13 protein-coding genes and 1 tRNA gene are annotated in these 19,154 nt (G+C 60.3%); 2 read left to right on the top strand and 12 right to left on the bottom strand.

Annotated features, from left to right (window positions below; translation table 11 throughout):
* Window positions 1–79: 79 nt before the first annotated feature.
* From fusA to secE, 12 genes are all read right to left on the bottom strand, one after another.
* Window positions 80–2,197: an elongation factor G gene (fusA, locus tag M3484_RS21025; protein WP_249499103.1), complete on the bottom strand. Its 2,118-nt coding sequence runs from the start codon at window positions 2,195–2,197 to the stop codon at window positions 80–82.
* 9 nt (window positions 2,198–2,206) lie between these two features.
* Window positions 2,207–2,677, bottom strand: a complete 471-nt coding sequence (gene rpsG / locus M3484_RS21020) for a 30S ribosomal protein S7 (protein ID WP_092895891.1) — start codon at window positions 2,675–2,677, stop codon at window positions 2,207–2,209.
* 20 nt (window positions 2,678–2,697) lie between these two features.
* Window positions 2,698–3,069, bottom strand: a complete 372-nt coding sequence (gene rpsL / locus M3484_RS21015) for a 30S ribosomal protein S12 (protein WP_092895889.1) — start codon at window positions 3,067–3,069, stop codon at window positions 2,698–2,700.
* Between the two features lie 292 nt (window positions 3,070–3,361).
* On the bottom strand, window positions 3,362–4,231 hold the full coding sequence (locus M3484_RS21010; RefSeq protein ID WP_249499102.1) for a DMT family transporter: 870 nt from the start codon (window positions 4,229–4,231) through the stop codon (window positions 3,362–3,364).
* Between the two features lie 469 nt (window positions 4,232–4,700).
* Entirely contained in the window at window positions 4,701–8,939 is a 4,239-nt protein-coding gene (gene rpoC, locus M3484_RS21005; RefSeq protein ID WP_092895885.1) for a DNA-directed RNA polymerase subunit beta', read from the bottom strand.
* A gap of 88 nt (window positions 8,940–9,027) precedes the next feature.
* Complete coding sequence (rpoB, locus tag M3484_RS21000; protein ID WP_092895883.1) at window positions 9,028–13,161, bottom strand: DNA-directed RNA polymerase subunit beta; 4,134 nt, start codon at window positions 13,159–13,161, stop codon at window positions 9,028–9,030.
* A 243-nt stretch (window positions 13,162–13,404) separates the two neighbouring features.
* Window positions 13,405–13,776 carry a 50S ribosomal protein L7/L12 gene (gene rplL, locus M3484_RS20995; RefSeq protein ID WP_092895881.1) on the bottom strand — a complete coding sequence of 124 codons (372 nt, stop codon included), beginning with the start codon at window positions 13,774–13,776 and terminating at the stop codon, window positions 13,405–13,407.
* 81 nt (window positions 13,777–13,857) lie between these two features.
* Window positions 13,858–14,373 carry a 50S ribosomal protein L10 gene (rplJ, locus tag M3484_RS20990; RefSeq protein WP_092895879.1) on the bottom strand — a complete coding sequence of 172 codons (516 nt, stop codon included), beginning with the start codon at window positions 14,371–14,373 and terminating at the stop codon, window positions 13,858–13,860.
* 505 nt (window positions 14,374–14,878) lie between these two features.
* The gene (gene rplA, locus M3484_RS20985) at window positions 14,879–15,571 is read right to left on the bottom strand and encodes a 50S ribosomal protein L1 (protein ID WP_092895877.1); all 693 of its coding nucleotides are present in this window, start codon (window positions 15,569–15,571) and stop codon (window positions 14,879–14,881) included.
* Window positions 15,572–15,576: 5 nt separating this feature from the next.
* The gene (rplK, locus tag M3484_RS20980; protein ID WP_092895875.1) at window positions 15,577–16,029 is read right to left on the bottom strand and encodes a 50S ribosomal protein L11; all 453 of its coding nucleotides are present in this window, start codon (window positions 16,027–16,029) and stop codon (window positions 15,577–15,579) included.
* Between the two features lie 123 nt (window positions 16,030–16,152).
* Window positions 16,153–16,686, bottom strand: a complete 534-nt coding sequence (nusG, locus tag M3484_RS20975) for a transcription termination/antitermination protein NusG (protein ID WP_092895873.1) — start codon at window positions 16,684–16,686, stop codon at window positions 16,153–16,155.
* A 240-nt stretch (window positions 16,687–16,926) separates the two neighbouring features.
* Entirely contained in the window at window positions 16,927–17,118 is a 192-nt protein-coding gene (gene secE / locus M3484_RS20970; protein WP_092895871.1) for a preprotein translocase subunit SecE, read from the bottom strand.
* A gap of 474 nt (window positions 17,119–17,592) precedes the next feature.
* Here secE and M3484_RS20965 point away from each other — a divergent pair, with 474 nt between their 5' ends.
* Both M3484_RS20965 and M3484_RS20960 read left to right on the top strand, forming a co-directional pair.
* Window positions 17,593–17,886, top strand: coding sequence for a hypothetical protein (locus tag M3484_RS20965; RefSeq protein WP_092895869.1), 294 nt, complete (start codon window positions 17,593–17,595; stop codon window positions 17,884–17,886).
* Between the two features lie 1,137 nt (window positions 17,887–19,023).
* A tRNA-Trp gene (locus tag M3484_RS20960) sits at window positions 19,024–19,099 on the top strand.
* Window positions 19,100–19,154 lie beyond the last annotated feature (55 nt).

The following is a 19,154-nucleotide window of genomic DNA, read 5'->3' as shown; positions in this document are numbered from 1 at the left end:
TTGGCAACTCCTTCAAATTCTTGCTCCGCGAGTTTCGCGGCATTTGGGGGGTGGAGGGCGCGGACGCCCTCCCGCCGGATCAGGCGTGTTTCTTCTGGATTTCCTGGCTCAGGTTTTCCGGCACGGCGTCATAATGGTGGAATTCCATCGAGAACACCGCGCGGCCCGAAGACATGGAACGCAGGTTGTTGATATAGCCGAACATATTCGCCAGCGGGACCATCGCGTTGATCACGTTTGCATTGCCCCGGGTGTCTTGCCCCTGAACCATGCCGCGACGCGAGGTCAGATCGCCGATGATGCCGCCGGTATATTCTTCCGGGGTCACCACTTCGACTTTCATCACCGGCTCAAGCAGTTTCGCGCCGGCTTTTTTCAGACCGTCACGCATTGCTGCACGCGCTGCGATTTCGAAGGCGAGAACCGAGGAGTCGACGTCGTGGAAAGCACCGTCGATGAGAGCGACTTTGAAGTCGATCACCGGGAAGCCTGCCAGCGGGCCCGAATCCATGACGGATTTGATGCCTTTTTCGACGCCGGGGATGTATTCCTTCGGAACCGCACCACCAACGATTTTCGACTCGAAGGAGTAGCCTTCGCCAGGCTCGGTCGGCGTGATCACCAGCTTGACGCGTGCGAACTGACCCGTACCACCGGTCTGTTTCTTATGCGTGTAGTCGATCTCATGCTGCTGCGAGATCGTCTCACGATAAGCCACCTGCGGCGCACCGATATTCGCCTCGACCTTGAATTCGCGACGCATACGGTCGACGAGGATGTCGAGGTGAAGTTCGCCCATGCCCTTCATGATGGTCTGGCCCGATTCCTGATCGGTCTCAACCCGGAAGGAGGGGTCTTCGGCAGCCAGACGGGCAAGAGCGATGCCCATCTTTTCCTGGTCAGCCTTGGTTTTCGGCTCGACGGCGATCTCGATAACCGGGACCGGGAAGGTCATGGTTTCCAGAACGACCGGGTTTGCCGGATCGCAGAGCGTATCGCCGGTGGTGGTCTCTTTCAGACCGCCAAGCGCGATGATGTCGCCAGCGAAGGCTTCGGTGATTTCCTCACGCTCGATGGCGTGCATCATCATCATACGGCCAACGCGCTCTTTGCGACCTTTGGTCGAATTGAGCAGGCTGTCGCCTTTTTTCATCACGCCCGAATAGAGACGGGTGAAGGTCAGCGAGCCGACGAAGGGGTCGTTCATGATCTTGAACGCCAGACCCGAGAAGGGCTGGGCATCGTCTGCGGTACGCTGGATGTTGCGGGTCTCGGTCTCGTCGCCCGGTGCGAAGCCCATATAGGGTTTCACGTCCAGCGGCGAAGGCAGATAATCGACAACAGCGTTCAGCAGAGCCTGCACGCCTTTGTTTTTGAACGCAGAACCGCCCAGAACCGGCACGAATGCCATCGACAGGGTGCCCTTGCGGATCAGCGCGCGCAGCTCGTCCTGCGAAGGCTCTTTGCCTTCGAGGTAAGCTTCCATCGCAGCATCGTCCTGCTCGACCGCAAGCTCGACGAGGGTCGCGCGACGGGTCTCGGCTTCTTTTTTCAGGTCGTCACGGATCGGACGGTGCGCCCAGGATGCGCCGACATCGTCGCCTTCCCAGACCCATTCTTCCATCGTGACGAGATCAACGATACCTTCCAGATGGTCTTCGGCACCAATCGGGAACGCGATCGGCGCGGTGGTTGCGCCGGTGCGGTCCTTGATCATGTCGAGGCACTTCTGGAAGTCAGCGCCGATCTTGTCCATCTTGTTGACGAACACGATGCGCGGCACGCCGTAACGGTCGGCCTGACGCCACACCGTTTCGGTTTGCGGCTCCACACCGGCGTTACCGTCGAGAAGGCAGACCGCGCCATCAAGAACAGCCAGCGAACGTTCGACTTCAATGGTGAAGTCAACGTGGCCGGGGGTATCGATGATGTTGAAGCGGTGCTTCGGCGAGGTCGCCGCGGTGCCGTCGTAGGTCTTTTCCCAGAAGGTGGTGGTGGCAGCCGAGGTGATGGTGATCCCCCGTTCCTGCTCCTGTTCCATCCAGTCCATGGTCGAGGCGCCATCATGCGTCTCGCCCATTTTGTGGTTCTTGCCGGTATAGAAAAGAATACGCTCGGTCGTGGTCGTCTTGCCGGCATCGATGTGGGCCATGATGCCGAAGTTACGATAGAGATTAAGCGGATAGTCGCGTGCCATTTGGCCCCCTTACCAGCGGTAATGGCTGAACGCTTTGTTCGCGTCGGCCATCTTGTGGGTGTCTTCGCGCTTTTTCACGGCAGTGCCGCGGCCATTGACGGCATCGGACAGCTCAGCTGCCAGACGCTCTTCCATGGTGTTCTCGTTGCGCTTGCGGGCAGCGATGATCAGCCAGCGGATCGCGAGCGCTTCGCGGCGCTCGGTGCGGACTTCGACCGGAACCTGGTAGGTTGCACCACCAACGCGGCGCGACCGGACTTCGACCGAAGGCTTCACATTGTCGAGCGCTTCGTGGAAGGCTTCGATCGGCGAGCGCTTCAGGCGGCCTTCGACGCGGGTCAGGGCACCATAGACGATCGACTCGGCGACCGACTTCTTGCCATCCAGCATCAGGTTGTTCATGAATTTGGTCAGAACGCGGTCGCCATATTTGGCGTCCGGGAGAATTTCGCGCTTCTCTGCGGCGTGACGACGGGACATGTCTCTCTACCTCTCCTGGATCACTTCGGACGCTTGGCGCCGTACTTCGAACGACGCTGACGACGGTCTTTGACGCCCTGGGTATCCAGAACACCCCGGAGGATGTGGTAACGGACACCCGGAAGGTCTTTGACGCGGCCGCCGCGGATCAGAACAACGCTGTGCTCTTGCAGGTTGTGCTTTTCGCCGGGGATGTAGGAGATGACTTCGAAGCCGTTCGTCAGGCGAACCTTGGCCACTTTCCGCATAGCGGAGTTAGGCTTCTTCGGGGTCGTGGTGTAAACGCGGGTACAAACCCCACGCTTTTGCGGGCAGGATTCCAGGTGCTGGGACTTGGACTTGCTCGGCTTATCTTCCCGGGGTTTCCGGATAAGCTGTTGAATCGTCGGCATTCACGTTCCTCGTTTCGATACTCGCACCCTATGCCTTATGGTGCGCCGCTTCTCGAGTGCATTGCGCGAATCGCAAAACACAAAAACCGCATTCATCCGCCGATAAGGTGGATGACGCGGGTATTTCTGCAGAGGATCGGACGGGGTCCGGCCCTGAATTTCAGGACGCTCTGACCCTGGCGGCACATGGCAGCCCCGCAAGGGTGAGCGGGCTATAGGTGGAATCGGCCCTGGTGTCAACTGCGCCCCCGCCCGTGGCACAGGCGCCCGGGCCAAAGGAACCGGGCAGAATTCACCTGTTGCGCCGGGCCTCACGCAGGATGGTAAAGACCCCGGAGGCCACGATCAGCGCCGCCCCTGCAAGGGTCACAATATCAGGCAGATGGTCAAAGACCAGCCAGCCGAGCAGCGTCGCCCATAAGAGCTGGCTGTACCGCAAGGGCGCTGTCATGCTGACATCACCGGATTGCAAAGCGCCCACCAGCGAGACGAATGCCATCGTCATAAAGAACCCGCCGACAAGCGCCAGCAGCAGATGGCGCGGCGTCACCGGCTGCCATGGCACAAAGGCCGACCAGACGATGCTCAGCGTCAATACCATGATCGCCGCGCCAAGCCCGACCAGCGCCGCCGGCACATCGCGACTGATCTGCCGTGTGATCAGATCACGGCAGACCACACAAGCCACCGACAGTAGCACCAGGAACGCCCAGGGATCCAGCCCGTCCTCGCCCGGGCGGATCACGATCAGCACCCCGATGAAGCCGATGGCCACTGCAAGCGCGCGACGCCAGCCGACCTTTTCGCCCAGAAACAGGGCAGCCGCCGCCGTCGCGGCCAGCGGCACCGATTGCAGGATGGCTGTGACATTGGCCAGTTGCATATGCGTCAGAGCGCCAAGGAAGGTCAGCGTTCCCGCCACTTCGCCAAAGCTGCGCAGGATCAGGAATTTGCGGTCCCTCCCCTTCGGCAGGTGTGAGAAGGCCCCCGCCCGCCAGGCAAGAAGCCCCAGCATGGTGCAGGCCGGCACGCCGCGCACCACCATCGCCTGCGGCAAGGGCATATCGGCCAGCAAAAGCTTGATGATCGTGTCATTGATCGCGAAGGCGAGCATGGCCAGCAACATCAGGGCAATACCGCGCGTCTTGTCACTCACTGGCATGATGTCGGGCGCCTCAATTCTGCTCGCCCTGCCCTCTGTCAGGTTTCAGCTCGTTTTGGAAGGGCAGGATGCGGACCCCTCCGCTTTATATCGGCCCGGATCATGGCTGCCAGGGGCCGGTGCTCAGCTCTGCACCGGCGCGGCACCGGCGCAATGAGGCTGGCGGTCTGGCCGGGAATGAAAGCCCGCGATGCGACAATTCGGGGAAACATGAACATGCCCGGATCAACCGGGGTCAGCGCAGCTATATCAGCCCCCGGCGGCGCGTTCCACATACGGAAAGCCGGGAACTCCTGACATTTGGCACGGCCCACAATCGGGCAACGCGAAGGGTCAGGCCCTGCCAATACGGGATGTCCGGTCTTGCTCCGGTTCAGTGCCCGGGGGGTGGAGACAGAAAAGGCCCCGCCCGGTTGTCCGGGCGGGGCCAGAGATCACTTCACCGGCCCGGGGGCCAGTGAGCCGGGGATCAATCCCGGCTTTCCAGATCGTCGACGATCACGCTGGCCAGATCAGGCTGCGCAGCCGGGATCGGAGCGGCCAGAGCTGCGGCGGTTTCCGCCTCGCTGCGGCGTGCCTCGATCACCGTCGAGTCGCGCTCGGACGCGATGGACTTCACGCGGCGCGTGGCCCCACCGGTGCCGGCCGGGATCAGACGGCCCACGATGACGTTCTCTTTCAGGCCCTGCAGCTTGTCGCGCTTGCCCTGAACGGACGCCTCGGTAAGGACGCGGGTCGTTTCCTGGAAGGAAGCCGCCGAGATGAAGCTGCGGGTCTGCAGCGACGCCTTGGTGATCCCCAGCAGAACCGGCTCGGCTTTCGCCTCGCGCAGACCGCGGCCACGGGCTTTGAGGTTTTCTTCCTCCAGCTCCTGGCGCTCGACCTGCTCGCCTTTCAGCAGCGTGGTATCCCCCGAATCCAGCACTTCGAGTTTCTGCAGCATCTGCCGCACGATAACCTCGATATGCTTGTCGTTGATCTTCACGCCCTGCAGACGATAGACGTCCTGGACCTCGTCGATCATGTAGTTTGCCAGCGCTTCGACACCCATGATGCGCAGGATGTCATGCGGCGCGGGGTTCCCGTCCATGATATAGTCGCCCTTCTGGACGAAATCGCCTTCCTGGACAGGGATATGTTTGCCCTTGGGCACCATATATTCCATCGACTGAAGGGTCTCGTCCACCGGCTCGACCGTGATGCGGCGCTTGTTCTTGTAGTCCTTGCCAAAGCGCACATAACCATCGGCTTCCGCGATGATTGCGTGATCTTTCGGGCGACGCGCCTCGAAGAGTTCCGCCACGCGGGGAAGACCCCCGGTGATGTCCTTCGTCTTGGTGCCTTCGCGCGGAATACGCGCCACGATATCGCCCGGGCGCAGTTCCTGACCGTCTTCGATCGAGAGAACCGCATCCACCGACATCGCATACTGGATCGGGTTGCCGCTGTCGCCGCGCACCGGTTCGCCCGTTTCCGGGTTCACCACCAGGATCTCGGGCTTGAGATCCGAGCCGCGCGGTGCCGCACGCCAGTCAGACACGATCTTCTGCGTCATGCCGGTTGCGTCATCGGTGTCTTCGCGAACCGAGATGCCGTTGATCAGGTCCTTGAACCGCGCCACACCGGCCTTTTCAGCCACGATCAGCAGGTTGAAGGGGTCCCATTCGAACAGCTTATGGCCACGCTTGACCTCTTCGCCATCCTTCACGTGAAGTTTGGCGCCATAGGTCAGCTTGTGCACCGCGCGCTCGTCGCCATTGGCGTCGATGATCGCGATGGACATGTTCCGGCCGATCACCACCTGCTCGCCTGCGACGTTCAGGAGGAGGTTCGCGTTGCGGAACTCGATCTTGCCCTCTTGGCTTGCTTCAAGGAACGACTGCTGGCCGCCTTGCGCAACACCGCCGATGTGGAAGGTCCGCATCGTCAGCTGCGTGCCCGGCTCACCGATGGACTGGGCGGCGATGATGCCGACCGCTTCACCGATATTCACCTGAGTACCGCGGGCAAGGTCGCGACCATAGCACTGGGCGCAGACGCCTTCCTCGGCCTCACAGGTCAGCGGGCTGCGGATGCGGGCGACAGGTACGTTATACTTGCCGACCAGATCTGCCTTGCGCTCGTCGATCAGTTCACCCTTGGCAATCAGCACCTCATCGGTGCCCGGGATCATGATGTCTTCCGCCACGACACGGCCCAGCACCCGTTCCGAGAGCGGAGCGGTTTCCTGGCCTTCCTTGACGGCTGCCGAAGCAGTGATCGAGTTTTCGGTGCCGCAATCATGCACGCGAACGATGCAATCCTGCGCCACGTCAACCAGACGGCGGGTCAGATAACCCGAGTTCGCCGTCTTCAGAGCGGTATCCGACAGACCCTTCCGGGCGCCGTGGGTCGAGTTGAAGTATTCAAGAACGGTCAGACCTTCCTTGAAGTTCGAGATGATCGGCGTCTCGATGATCTCGCCGTTCGGCTTGGCCATCAGGCCGCGCATCCCACCCAGCTGCTTCATCTGCGTGACCGAACCCCGGGCACCGGAGTGGGCCATCATATAGACCGAGTTCGGTTCCTTCTCGGCGCCATTGTCGTCGTATTTGGTGGCCGAGATCGTGGACATCATGCCCTCGGTCACCTTGTCGTTGCACTTCGACCAGGCGTCGACGACTTTGTTGTATTTCTCGCCCTGAGTGATCAGGCCGTCGAGATACTGCTGTTCAAAATCGGCAACCAGGGCCTTCGTCGCATTGACGATGTCCCATTTGTTGTCGGCGATGACCATGTCGTCCTTGCCGAAAGAGATGCCGGCTTTGAACGCCTCGCGGAAGCCGAGACCCATGATCTGGTCACAGAAGATCACCGACTCTTTCTGACCGCAGTAGCGGTAGACGGTGTCGATGACGGTCTGCACATCTTTCTTACGCAGAAGACGGTTCACCAGTTCAAACGGTGCCTTGGCGTTTTGCGGCAGGATATTGCCCAGACGCAGACGGCCGGGCGTCGTCTCATACCGCTTCCAGACGATATTGCCTTCCTCATCGACCTGTTTGAGGCGGGCGGTGATTTTGGCATGCAGATGCAGTTCGCCGGCGGCAAGGGCGTGTTCGACTTCGTCGATATCGCGGTAAAGACCGCCCTCGCCCTTCATGCCTTCGCGCTGCATGGTCACGTAATAGATCCCGAGAACCATATCCTGCGACGGAACAATGATCGGCGCGCCGTTGGCGGGCGACAGAACGTTGTTCGTCGACATCATGAGAACGCGGGCCTCAAGCTGGGCTTCCAGCGAGAGGGGAACGTGAACAGCCATCTGGTCGCCGTCGAAGTCGGCGTTGAAGGCCGAACAGACCAGCGGGTGCAGCTGGATCGCCTTGCCTTCAATCAGGATCGGCTCGAACGCCTGGATGCCCAGACGGTGCAGCGTCGGCGCGCGGTTCAGAAGGACCGGGTGCTCGCGGATAACCTCATCAAGGATATCCCAGACCTCCGGACGCTCTTTCTCAACGAGCTTTTTCGCCTGTTTCACGGTGCTCGAAAGCCCTTTGGCTTCAAGGCGCGAATAGATGAAGGGCTTGAAGAGTTCGAGCGCCATCTTCTTCGGCAGACCGCATTGGTGCAGCTTCAGTTCCGGCCCGGTCACAATGACCGAACGGCCCGAGAAGTCGACGCGCTTACCGAGCAAGTTCTGACGGAAGCGGCCCTGCTTACCTTTCAGCATGTCCGACAGCGATTTCAGCGGGCGCTTGTTGGTCCCGGTGATCACGCGGCCACGACGGCCGTTGTCGAACAGCGCGTCGACGGCTTCCTGCAGCATCCGCTTTTCGTTGCGGACGATGATGTCGGGCGCCCGCAGTTCGATCAGGCGCTTCAGCCGGTTGTTCCGGTTGATGACGCGGCGATAGAGGTCGTTCAGATCCGAGGTCGCGAAACGGCCACCATCCAGCGGGACGAGCGGACGCAGTTCCGGCGGGATCACCGGAAGCACGGTCAGGATCATCCATTCCGGGCGGTTGCCGGATTCGTAGAAGCTTTCGACGATCTTCAGACGCTTGATGATCTTCTTGGGCTTCAGTTCACCGGTGGCTTCCTTCAGCTCTTCGCGAAGGGTCTCGGCCAGCTGGCCCAGATCGATCGCGGCCAGCATTTCGCGGATCGCCTCAGCACCGATATTCGCGGTGAAAGCGTCAGCGCCATACTGGTCCTGAGCGTCGAGATACTCATCCTCGGTCATCAGCTGGCCATATGTCAGATCGGTCAGACCCGGCTCGATAACGACATAGTTTTCGAAGTAGAGGATGCGTTCCAGATCCCGCAGCGTCATGTCCAGCATGAGGCCGATCCGGGACGGAAGCGACTTCAGGAACCAGATATGCGCAACGGGTGCGGCCAGCTCGATATGGCCCATGCGCTCACGGCGGACCTTTTGCAGCGTGACTTCGACGCCGCATTTCTCGCAGACAACGCCGCGATACTTCATCCGCTTATATTTGCCGCAAAGGCATTCATAGTCTTTGATCGGCCCGAAAATCCGGGCGCAGAACAGACCGTCGCGCTCGGGCTTAAAAGTCCGGTAGTTGATGGTTTCCGGCTTTTTGATCTCGCCGTAGGACCACGAGAGAATACGCTCCGGCGAGGCCAGCGAGACCTTGATCTCGTCAAAGGTCTTGACCGGCGCGACCGGGTTGAACGGATTGTTCGTCAGTTCCTGGTTCATTTGATCTTCCCAATCAGGAGGTTGCGGTCAGAGGGGTGGCGCCGGTTTCTTTCCAGAAACCGGCCCGGAATTTTCCTTAAAATTCCGGTCACTCCTCTTCCGCATCCAGGAGTTCCATGTTCAGGCCGAGGCCGCGGACTTCCTTCACGAGAACGTTGAAGCTCTCAGGCACACCGGCCTCGAAGTTGTCCTCGCCCTTGACGATCGATTCATAGACCTTGGTCCGGCCTGCAACGTCATCCGACTTCACCGTCAGCATCTCCTGCAGGGTATAGGCGGCGCCATAAGCTTCCAGAGCCCAGACCTCCATCTCCCCGAGACGCTGACCACCGAACTGCGCCTTACCACCCAGCGGCTGCTGCGTGACAAGCGAATACGGACCGGTCGAACGCGCGTGCAGTTTGTCATCGACCAGGTGGTGCAATTTGAGCATGTATTTCACGCCCACGGTGACCTTGCGCTGGAACTTCTCGCCCGAACGGCCGTCAAAGACATCCGACTGACCCGAAGTGTCGAAACCGGCACGGCGCAGCGCGTCGTTCACATCCGCTTCCTTGGCACCGTCGAAGACCGGGGTCGCGATCGGCACACCACGGGTGACCGTGCGGGCGCTCTCGATCAGGTCTTCGTCCGAGGCCTCACCAAAGGCTTCGTCATAGGTCTCGTCGCCGTAAGCGAAACGCATGGCTTCCTTGACCGGGGTCAGGTCACCCGAGCGGCGGAAGTCCTGCAGCGCGTCATCGATGCGCAGACCCAGACCGCGCGCGGCCCAGCCCATATGCGTCTCGAGGATCTGCCCGACGTTCATCCGCGACGGCACGCCGAGCGGGTTCAGCACGAGGTCAACCGGGGTGCCGTCAGCCAGGAAGGGCATATCCTCTTGCGGGACCACCTTCGAGATAACACCCTTGTTGCCGTGACGACCGGCCATCTTATCGCCCGGCTGCAGCTTGCGCTTCACCGCCACGAAGACCTTGACCATCTTCATCACGCCCGGAGGCAGATCGTCACCGCGACGGACCTTCTCGACCTTATCTTCGAAACGTGCGGTCAGAGCGCGTTTCTGGGACTCGTACTGGTCGTGAAGCGCCTCGATCTCTTTCGCCTGGGCCTCTTCGGCGACAGCAAGCTGCCACCACTGGCCACGGCTCAGAGTGCCGAGGAGTTCTTCGTCAATGGTCGAACCGGCGCGGACGCCTTTCGGGCCTTTGACAGCTTCGCGGCCAATGATCAGGGCCTTGAGGCGCGAATAGATATTGCGCTCCAGGATTGTCATTTCGTCGTCGCGGTCGCGGGCGAGGCGTTCGACTTCCTCACGCTCGATCTGCAGCGCACGTTCGTCCTTGTCGACGCCGTGACGGTTGAAGACCCGCACTTCGACGATGGTACCATAGGCACCCGGCGGCAGACGCAGCGAGGTATCGCGCACGTCAGACGCTTTTTCACCGAAGATGGCGCGCAGAAGTTTCTCTTCCGGCGTCATCGGGCTTTCGCCCTTCGGGGTGATCTTGCCGACAAGGATATCGCCCGGCTGCACTTCTGCACCGATATAAACGATGCCCGCTTCGTCGAGGTTGCGCAGAGCTTCCTCACCGACGTTCGGGATGTCGCGGGTGATCTCTTCCGGCCCAAGCTTGGTGTCGCGGGCGGCGACTTCATATTCCTCGATATGGATCGAGGTGAAGACGTCATCCTTGAGGATCCGCTCGGAAATCAGGATCGAGTCCTCATAGTTATACCCGTTCCAGGGCATGAAGGCCACGATCACGTTCCGGCCAAGCGCCAGTTCACCCATATCGGTGCAGGGGCCGTCAGCCACCACCTCGCCACGGGTCACCCGGTCGCCCACCTTCACCAGCGGACGCTGGTTGATGCAGGACGACTGGTTCGAACGCTTGAACTTGCGCAGACGGTAGATGTCGACGCCCGGCTCGCCCGGCTCCAGGAGTTCGGTCGCACGGATAACGATACGCTGTGCGTCGACCTGGTCAATCACGCCCGAACGGCGCGCCATGATGGCAGCCCCGGAGTCGCGCGCAACCACGGCCTCGATCCCCGTGCCCACGAAAGGCGCGTCGGATTGCAAGAGCGGAACTGCCTGACGTTGCATGTTCGAGCCCATCAGAGCGCGGTTGGCGTCGTCATTTTCAAGGAACGGGATCAGCGATGCCGCGACCGAGACCAGCTGTTTCGGCGAAACGTCGATCAGATCGACAGCATCCGGCGGGTTCAGCATGAATTCGCCGCCCTTACGCGACGAAATCAGGTCGTCGGTAAAGTGACCTTCCGCATCCTGCGATGCGTTGGCCTGCGCAACGGTGTGCCGCATCTCTTCGGTTGCCGACATATAGACGACTTCATCAGTCACCTTGTTGTCGATCACCTTGCGATACGGGGTCTCGATGAAGCCATACTTGTTCACGCGGGCAAAGGTTGCCAGCGAGTTGATCAGACCGATGTTCTGACCTTCCGGCGTTTCAATCGGGCACATCCGGCCATAATGGGTCGGGTGAACGTCGCGAACCTCGAAGCCTGCGCGCTCGCGCGTCAGACCGCCCGGCCCAAGAGCCGAGAGACGGCGCTTATGGGTGACTTCCGACAGCGGGTTGGTCTGGTCCATGAACTGCGACAGCTGCGACGAGCCGAAGAATTCGCGGACAGCTGCTGCCGCCGGTTTCGCGTTGATCAGATCCTGCGGCATGATCGTGTCGATCTCGACCGAGGACATACGCTCTTTGATCGCGCGCTCCATGCGGAGCAGACCGACGCGATACTGATTTTCCATCAGCTCGCCGACCGAGCGTACCCGGCGGTTGCCGAGGTGGTCGATATCGTCGATCTCGCCCTTGCCGTCGCGGAGCTCAACCAGTGCCTTGATGCACTTGATGATATCGTCACGGTCCAGCGTCCGCTGGGTGTCGGGCTTGTCGACATCAAGACGCATGTTCATTTTCACCCGGCCAACAGCCGAGAGATCATAACGGTCTTTGTCGAAGAACAGCGTGTCAAAGAGGCTCGACGCCGCTTCAACAGTCGGCGGCTCACCCGGACGCATCACGCGATAGATATCCATCAGCGCGGTATCACGGCCCCAGTTCTTATCGGCGGCCATGGTGTTGCGCATATAGGGACCGACATTGATATTGTCGATGTCGAGCACCGGGATCTCGGTCACGCCCTGGTCGAGCAGGGTTTTCACCGTGCCGCCCTTGACTTCGCCGTCCCGGTCCAGTTCCCAGGTCAGCTCATCGCCGGCCTCGGCCCAGATCGCGCCGTTTTCCTCATCCACGATGTCATTGGCGACAAAGCGGCCCATGATATGGTCGAACGGCACCAGAAGCTCGGTAACTTCGCCCTCGTCCAGCCATTTCTTGACCATGCGCGGCGTGACTTTCTCACCCGCTTTCAGGATCACTTCGCCGGTCGCAGCATCGACAAGGTCATAGGTCGGACGGGTGCCACGGACGCGTTCCGGGAAGAAGCGCGTGACCCAGCCCTTGTTCTTCACATATTTGAAGGTGACCGTGTCGTAATAGGCCTTCATGATCGCGTCCTGGTCGAGACCAAGCGCGTAAAGCAGCGTCGTCACCGGCAGTTTGCGGCGGCGGTCGATGCGGGCAAAGACGATATCCTTGGCGTCGAATTCGAAATCCAGCCAGGAACCGCGATAAGGAATGATCCGGCAGGCAAACAGCAGCTTGCCCGAGGAATGGGTCTTGCCCTTGTCATGGTCGAAGAACACGCCCGGGGAGCGGTGCATCTGGCTGACGATCACGCGCTCGGTGCCATTCACGATGAACGTACCGTTCGGCGTCATCAGGGGCATATCGCCCATATAGACGTCTTGTTCCTTGATGTCTTTCACCGACTTATTGCCGGTGGTCTCGTCGATATCGAACACGATCAGGCGCAGCGTCACCTTCAGCGGCGCCGCATAGGTCAGGTCGCGCTGCATACATTCATCGACGTCGTATTTCGGCTTCTCCAGCTCGTAACGGACGAATTCGAGAACAGCGGTCTCGTTGAAATCCTTGATCGGGAAGACCGACTGGAACGTGCCCTGGATGCCCTCGTCGTCATGCGGCTTTTCGCCGTCACCCGAATTGAGGAAGAGATCATAGGAGGATTTCTGAACCTCGATAAGGTTCGGCATCTCGAGGACTTCGCGGATCTTGCCGTAATAGCGGCGGATACGCTTCTGGCCAACATAAGCTTGCGCCATGTTCGTGGTCACCTTTCATCGTTTCGCCGGCGCGCGACCCGTCGGGGCACAGGCACACGCCAACTGGCGAGAGGGGATATCCGGTTCCATACCTGCCATCTGTCCCGTCAGACGGCTCCCGAACCGATACCGCACCCGGAGAGAGGATTTCGTAAAATCCCCTTTCAGGACGCGAATGGCAGGAGGCGGATTGCTCCGCCCCCTGCCTGAAAATCAAAGCTGCGGGGCAACCCGCAAGCCAGATTACTTGAGCTCGACTTTGGCGCCAGCAGCTTCAAGCTTCTTCTTGATTTCCTCTGCGTCAGCTTTGGCAGCGCCTTCTTTGACTTTGCCGCCGGCTTCAACGAGGTTTTTCGCTTCAACGAGGCCCAGGCCGGTGATGCCGCGGACTTCTTTGATGACGTTGATTTTGTTTGCGCCGGCTTCGACGAGGACGACGTCGAATTCGGTTTTCTCTTCGACGGCTTCAGCTGCAGCAGCCGGGCCAGCCACGACAACAGCGCCGCCAGCAGCCGGCTCGATGCCGTATTCGTCTTTCAGGATGGTCTTCAGTTCCTGAGCTTGCAGGAGGGTCAGGCCAACGATTTGTTCGGCGAGAGCTTTAAGATCAGCCATTTTTCACATTCCGTTCAGTTAAGATGGGGTCCAACGCGATGTTGATCAACCCTACGAAAGACATTGGGCAATGCCGGGGCCTCAGGCCGCGGCTTTGTCCTCGATGGTCGACAGGATACCAGCGATGTTCGAAGCAGGCGCGCCAATGGCACCGGCGATGTTCGAAGCAGGCGCACCGATCATCGACGCGATCTGAGCAAGCAGCTCTTCGCGCGACGGCAGCGATGCGACGGCTTTGACACCGACAGGGTCCAGAACCGTGCCACCCATAGCGCCGCCGAGGATCACGAAACGCTCGTTATCCTTGGCATAGCTCTCAGAGACCTTGGCCGCAGCCACGGGATCTTCCGAGAAGGTCAGCACAGTCATACCCGTAAGCAGGTCACCCATCTTGGCGATGGCTTTCCCCTCAAGGGCGATTTTGGCGAGCGTGTTCTTGGCAACGCGAACGGACCCACCCACGACACGCATGCGCGCGCGGAGATCCTGCATCTGTTTAACCGTCATGCCTTCGTAATGGGCAACCACTACGACGCCAGAGCTTTCAAAGATCTGGCCGAGATCCTCGACCAATTTCTCTTTCTGGGCTCTATCCACAGTTTCACTCCAAGTTTGGGGTTTCCCCCGGCTCAAGTCAGCCCGGGCCTCGCGACCAGAGCATTCGGGTCCATGATGTCGTCCCGAGAGCCAAAATCACCCGAGGCAAGCCCCGGAAAAAATCGTCCCGAACTCCATCTCAGGCCGGAAATTAAGGCGTTTGCGCACCACCAGCCTTCTCGGACAAAGCGTGTTGGGGCTGAGTGACGAATCACGCAGCCCCAACAGATGCTGTCTCTACCTTGTTGTGACTGCGAAGCCAAGATGGTGTGGCAGGCTTTCTGCCATCCCGCCTGCGGCGAGCGGAAGAAGGGGGCCCTGCCCCCTCGCGGCTGCGCCGCTTACCCCCGGGATATTTAAGGACAGATGAATGCCGATTTCATCTGTCTCCAAATATCCCCGCCGGAGGCTTCCGCAATCAGCCTGATACGGAGCACAAGAATGGGGAAAGCCGCCACCCGGAACGAGCAGCGGCTTTGCATTCAGTATTCGCGCCAGTTCAAGCTTAAGCGGTGGTCGCGAGGTCGAGCGAGACGCCCGGGCCCATGGTCGAGGAAAGCGAAACTTTCTTCACATAGGTGCCCTTGGCGCCAGCCGGGCGGGCTTTGGTCACAGCGTCAACGAAGGCGCGGACGTTTTCAGCCAGCTTCTCTTCGGTGAACGAGACCTTGCCGATACCTGCATGGATCACGCCGGCCTTTTCGACTTTGAACTGGACTTCGCCGCCTTTCGCATTGGTCACAGCGGTTGCGACATCCATCGTCACCGTGCCGACTTTCGGGTTCGGCATCAGGTTGCGCGGGCCGAGAACCTTACCGAGACGGCCAACCAGCGGCATCATGTCCGGGGTTGCGATGCAGCGATCGAAATCGAGCATGCCGCCCTGGATTTTCTCCAGCAGGTCTTCTGCACCGACGATTTCCGCACCGGCAGCTTTGGCTTCATCAGCCTTGGCGCCACGGGCGAAAACTGCGACGCGCACGGTTTTGCCGGTGCCGTTCGGCAGCTGAACCACGCCGCGGACCATCTGGTCTGCGTGACGCGGGTCGACGCCCAGGTTCATCGCGATTTCCAGCGTTTCGTCGAATTTCGCCGAAGCAGCCGATTTGATCAGCGCGACCGCGGCTTCAACAGCCAGCAGATCCTTGCCAGCGAAAGCCTCTTGCGCCTTCTTCACACGTTTTGCGAGCTTTGCCATGTCGATCAGCCCTTCACTTCGATGCCGCAGGACCGGGCCGAGCCCAGGATGATGTTCATCGCCGCTTCCACGGAATTGGCGTTGAGATCTTTCATCTTGGTCTCTGCGATCTTGCGCAGCTGTGCTGCGGTGATCGTACCGGCCACGGTGCGGCCCGGCTTGTCCGACCCTTTGGTGCGGTTACGCTTGCCGACCGGTTTCAGGCCAGCGGCTTCTTTCACGAGGAAAGCGGCCGGGGGCGTCTTCAGCTCGAGGCTGAACGACTTGTCCTGGTAATAGGTGATGATGGTCGGGATCGGGGTTCCCGGCGGGAAGTCAGCGGATTTCGCGTTGAATTCCTTGACGAACATCATGATGTTCAGACCGCGCTGACCCAGAGCCGGGCCGACGGGCGGCGACGGGTTCGCCTGTTGTGCTTTCACCTGCAGCTTGAGGCTGCCCATAATCTTCTTGGCCATCTGGCCTTCTCCTTTTCACGGCGCCGCCCTCATGGAGGCGCGTTTAGCGGTCCGGTCCGTCACCTGGTTCAGCCCTCTGAAACAAGCGCTCGCCTTCCGCGCGATACACTCAGGACCCGAAGGTCAGAACTTCACGACCTGAGTGAATTCCAGCTCGACCGGGGTTGCCCGGCCGAAGATCGAAACCGAGACCTTGAGACGGCTTTCCGCCTCATCCACCTCTTCGACCATCCCTTCAAAGCCGTCGAACGGCCCGTCGGTAACCTTGACCTTCTCGCCGATATCGAACCGGATCAGGTTCCTCGGCGCGACTTCGCCCTTCTGGGCGCTGTTGCTTTGCATCCCGGCAACCTCGGCATCCCGCATCGGCATCGGCTTGCCCTGAGGGCCAAGGAAGCCGGTGACGCGGTTGATCGACGATATCAGGTGATACCCGCGCGAGGTCATTTCCATATGTACCAGCACATAGCCGGGCATGATGCGACGTTCAGACGTCACCTTCTTGCCGCGACGCACCTCGATCACCTCTTCGGTGGGCACGAGGATCTCGTCGATTTCTTCCTGCAGGGCCGCTTCGTCCACGGCGGTCCGGATCTGCTCGGCAACCTTCTTCTCGAAGTTCGAGAGGACGCTCACCGAATACCAGCGTTTTGCCATGGTCTCGCTTCCACCTTCTGACTGCCTGGGAGGATTGCCTCCCGAATTCCTGTTGCCGACCCGATCTGCAAACTGCCGATCTGCCCGCCGCTCCGAACAAAAAACAGCGCGCACCCCGAATCGATGCGCGCCCGTGACCGAGACGTCGGCGCGGAATATCCGCTCACGCCGCCCCGATCAAGTCCTAACCGGCGTACCGGCCTGCCCGGCGGCCCGTCCGGGCCGCCCGCCCATCCCCGGTCAGACGCCGATGATCAGCTCCAGCCCCCAGCGGATCGCCAGATCCGTAAGGCTGAAAAAGGTCGCCGCCAGCGCCGAGAGGATGAAGACCATGATCGTCGTCAGCACCACCTCACGGCGCTTCGGCCAGTGGATCTTGCCCACTTCGCCGCGAACCTGCTGAAGGAACTGAAGAGGATTGGTCGTCGCCATGACTGCGGTATCCCGAGATAATTCCCAAAACCGCCCCGGTCAGAAAGCTTTTGAAAGCTCCGGTCCTGGCGGCCATTCGCGCCGAGATACTGGCCCGGAGCCGGAAATTCAAGTCATTCTGCCGGCAATCCGCGACAGGTTGGGGAATTTCATTCTGCGCGACGGGTACGCCGCTGCGCCAGTGACGTCTTGCCCTGTCCGAAACTCGCCCAGACAATGACACATCTGCGCCACAATCATCCGCAAGGTTGTGCAGTGGGGCTCAGCCCTCCTGTTCCACGGGCAAACGTGCCCCGGCAGGCAGGGCAAACCACCTGAGATCCCCGGCTTCATAGCCTGCGCGCTGGCCGTTTCCGTTCACGCGCCAGTTAGTTTCCACGTTGAAAGCATGAATTTACCAGCAATTTGCTGGACTCACTCCCTTCCAGAGCGCAAGAGTCTCGCGGACATCTATCCAGAGACCGGAGTGCCAGAATGTACAAAATCGTGACAGTTGCGGCCGCGGTCGCCTGCCTTGCTGTTCCCGCAGTCGCACAAAATTCCCGGGTTTTCGATCAGCCCTGCAATCGCGGCCCGATGCCGCACTGGGCTATCATCAACGAGACCCATACAGCTTTTATTGATTTCATTCAGGAAGTTCGCCCGAAAATGCCGCGCGATCAGGCAAGCTATATCGCCTATCAGGTCTGCTCAGACATGAGCATCGTCGGTAATTCAGAAGAGCTGACCAAGCGTCTGAACCTCCTGATCCGTAAAAGCGGCTATTGACCTCCCTGTCTGAGAGCGCCTGAGACGTAACTACGAAGATGCTGCCCGGCTGTTGCTACGCCTTGCTCAGATAACACGGCGCATCCTGAGCATTCCGATCCCGGTCCCCAAAGATCCGCGGGTCGCTCCGGCGCAGGGTTTTCTCCTTACTCTCAAAGCCGGCCCGATGACGGGCCGGCTTTTTTTCACGCCGCACCCCGTGGTGCCTGTCTGGCGTCCGATCTGTGAAGCGCACCCGACTGCACGATTACAGCGATACCGCATTCCGGCCCTGGCTCACCCTGAAGGCTCCGTTTGGCATCTCACCTGGCCCCGCACTCGGCCATACCACTGCCGGCGTCGCACGCTTGCTGCGATTGACCGGCCTGGGCGGGTGTAACCGCGGCGGGTTTGCCGAAGGCCGACTGCGATTGGTGACGCGGCCATGGCTTCAGTTGCCGGAGCTGCACAGAGGCTGTGCCTCTGCCTCGGTTCGTGGGATGCTTCTGATTGGCTCGCGAAGGTCGCGCGGGTGAACGCCACAGGTACGGGCGATCCTGTGAGGGGTTGCTGAGAGATACTGGCTCGCCAACCGACGATCCTGCGCGCACAGGCATCAATGAAGAGCCCAACCATTACCTGAACCGGCGATCGAGTTCTGCCATTGCAAAACATGCGCTCGCCTTACGCAGGACCCCGTTGGCCTGACGCAGTCAGATCTGCGCCCTGTTTCAGGATAGTGTCACTGCCGCAGACTGCGTGGCGGGTGATCTCCTCCATCCCGGGCGCCCCCCTCCCCCTGGCATCGCGATCTGACCAGTAAGTGCCTGCATGATTCGGGACCTTGACGGAACTCGTCCCGGCACGCTGAGACACGGCCGGACCGAAAGTTAACCACGTCAGGACCAAAGGCGGCACCCCGGAGTTGCGTCAATACGCCTGGTGCAGAGGATGGCACTCTGCCCTTGCCACGGGGAAAAGCTGTTCTTCACCTCAAAGCAACATACGCCGCCCACGGGGCCCATGGCCTCCGGTTCGCGCATAGTATCGGCCCCGGGCGCGCGGCTCCGGAAAGAACGGCACCAGAGCAAGAAACGGAAAACACGAATGATAACCGCTTGACGCCGACTGGCGGAAAACCTAATGAAACCGCACCACAGGGGTATAGCTCAGCTGGTAGAGCGACGGTCTCCAAAACCGTAGGTCGCGGGTTCGAACCCTGCTGCCCCTGCCATTTCCTTTCAATGACTTAGCCGATGCGCTGCCAGACAAGCAGCGACCAGTTGGGA

The organism is Pseudomonas sp. GX19020, assembly GCF_023371075.1.
GTDB lineage: Bacteria > Pseudomonadota > Alphaproteobacteria > Rhodobacterales > Rhodobacteraceae > Pseudogemmobacter.
Note: the sequence above shows the minus strand (reverse complement) of the source record. Positions and strands in the feature narration are given on the sequence as shown.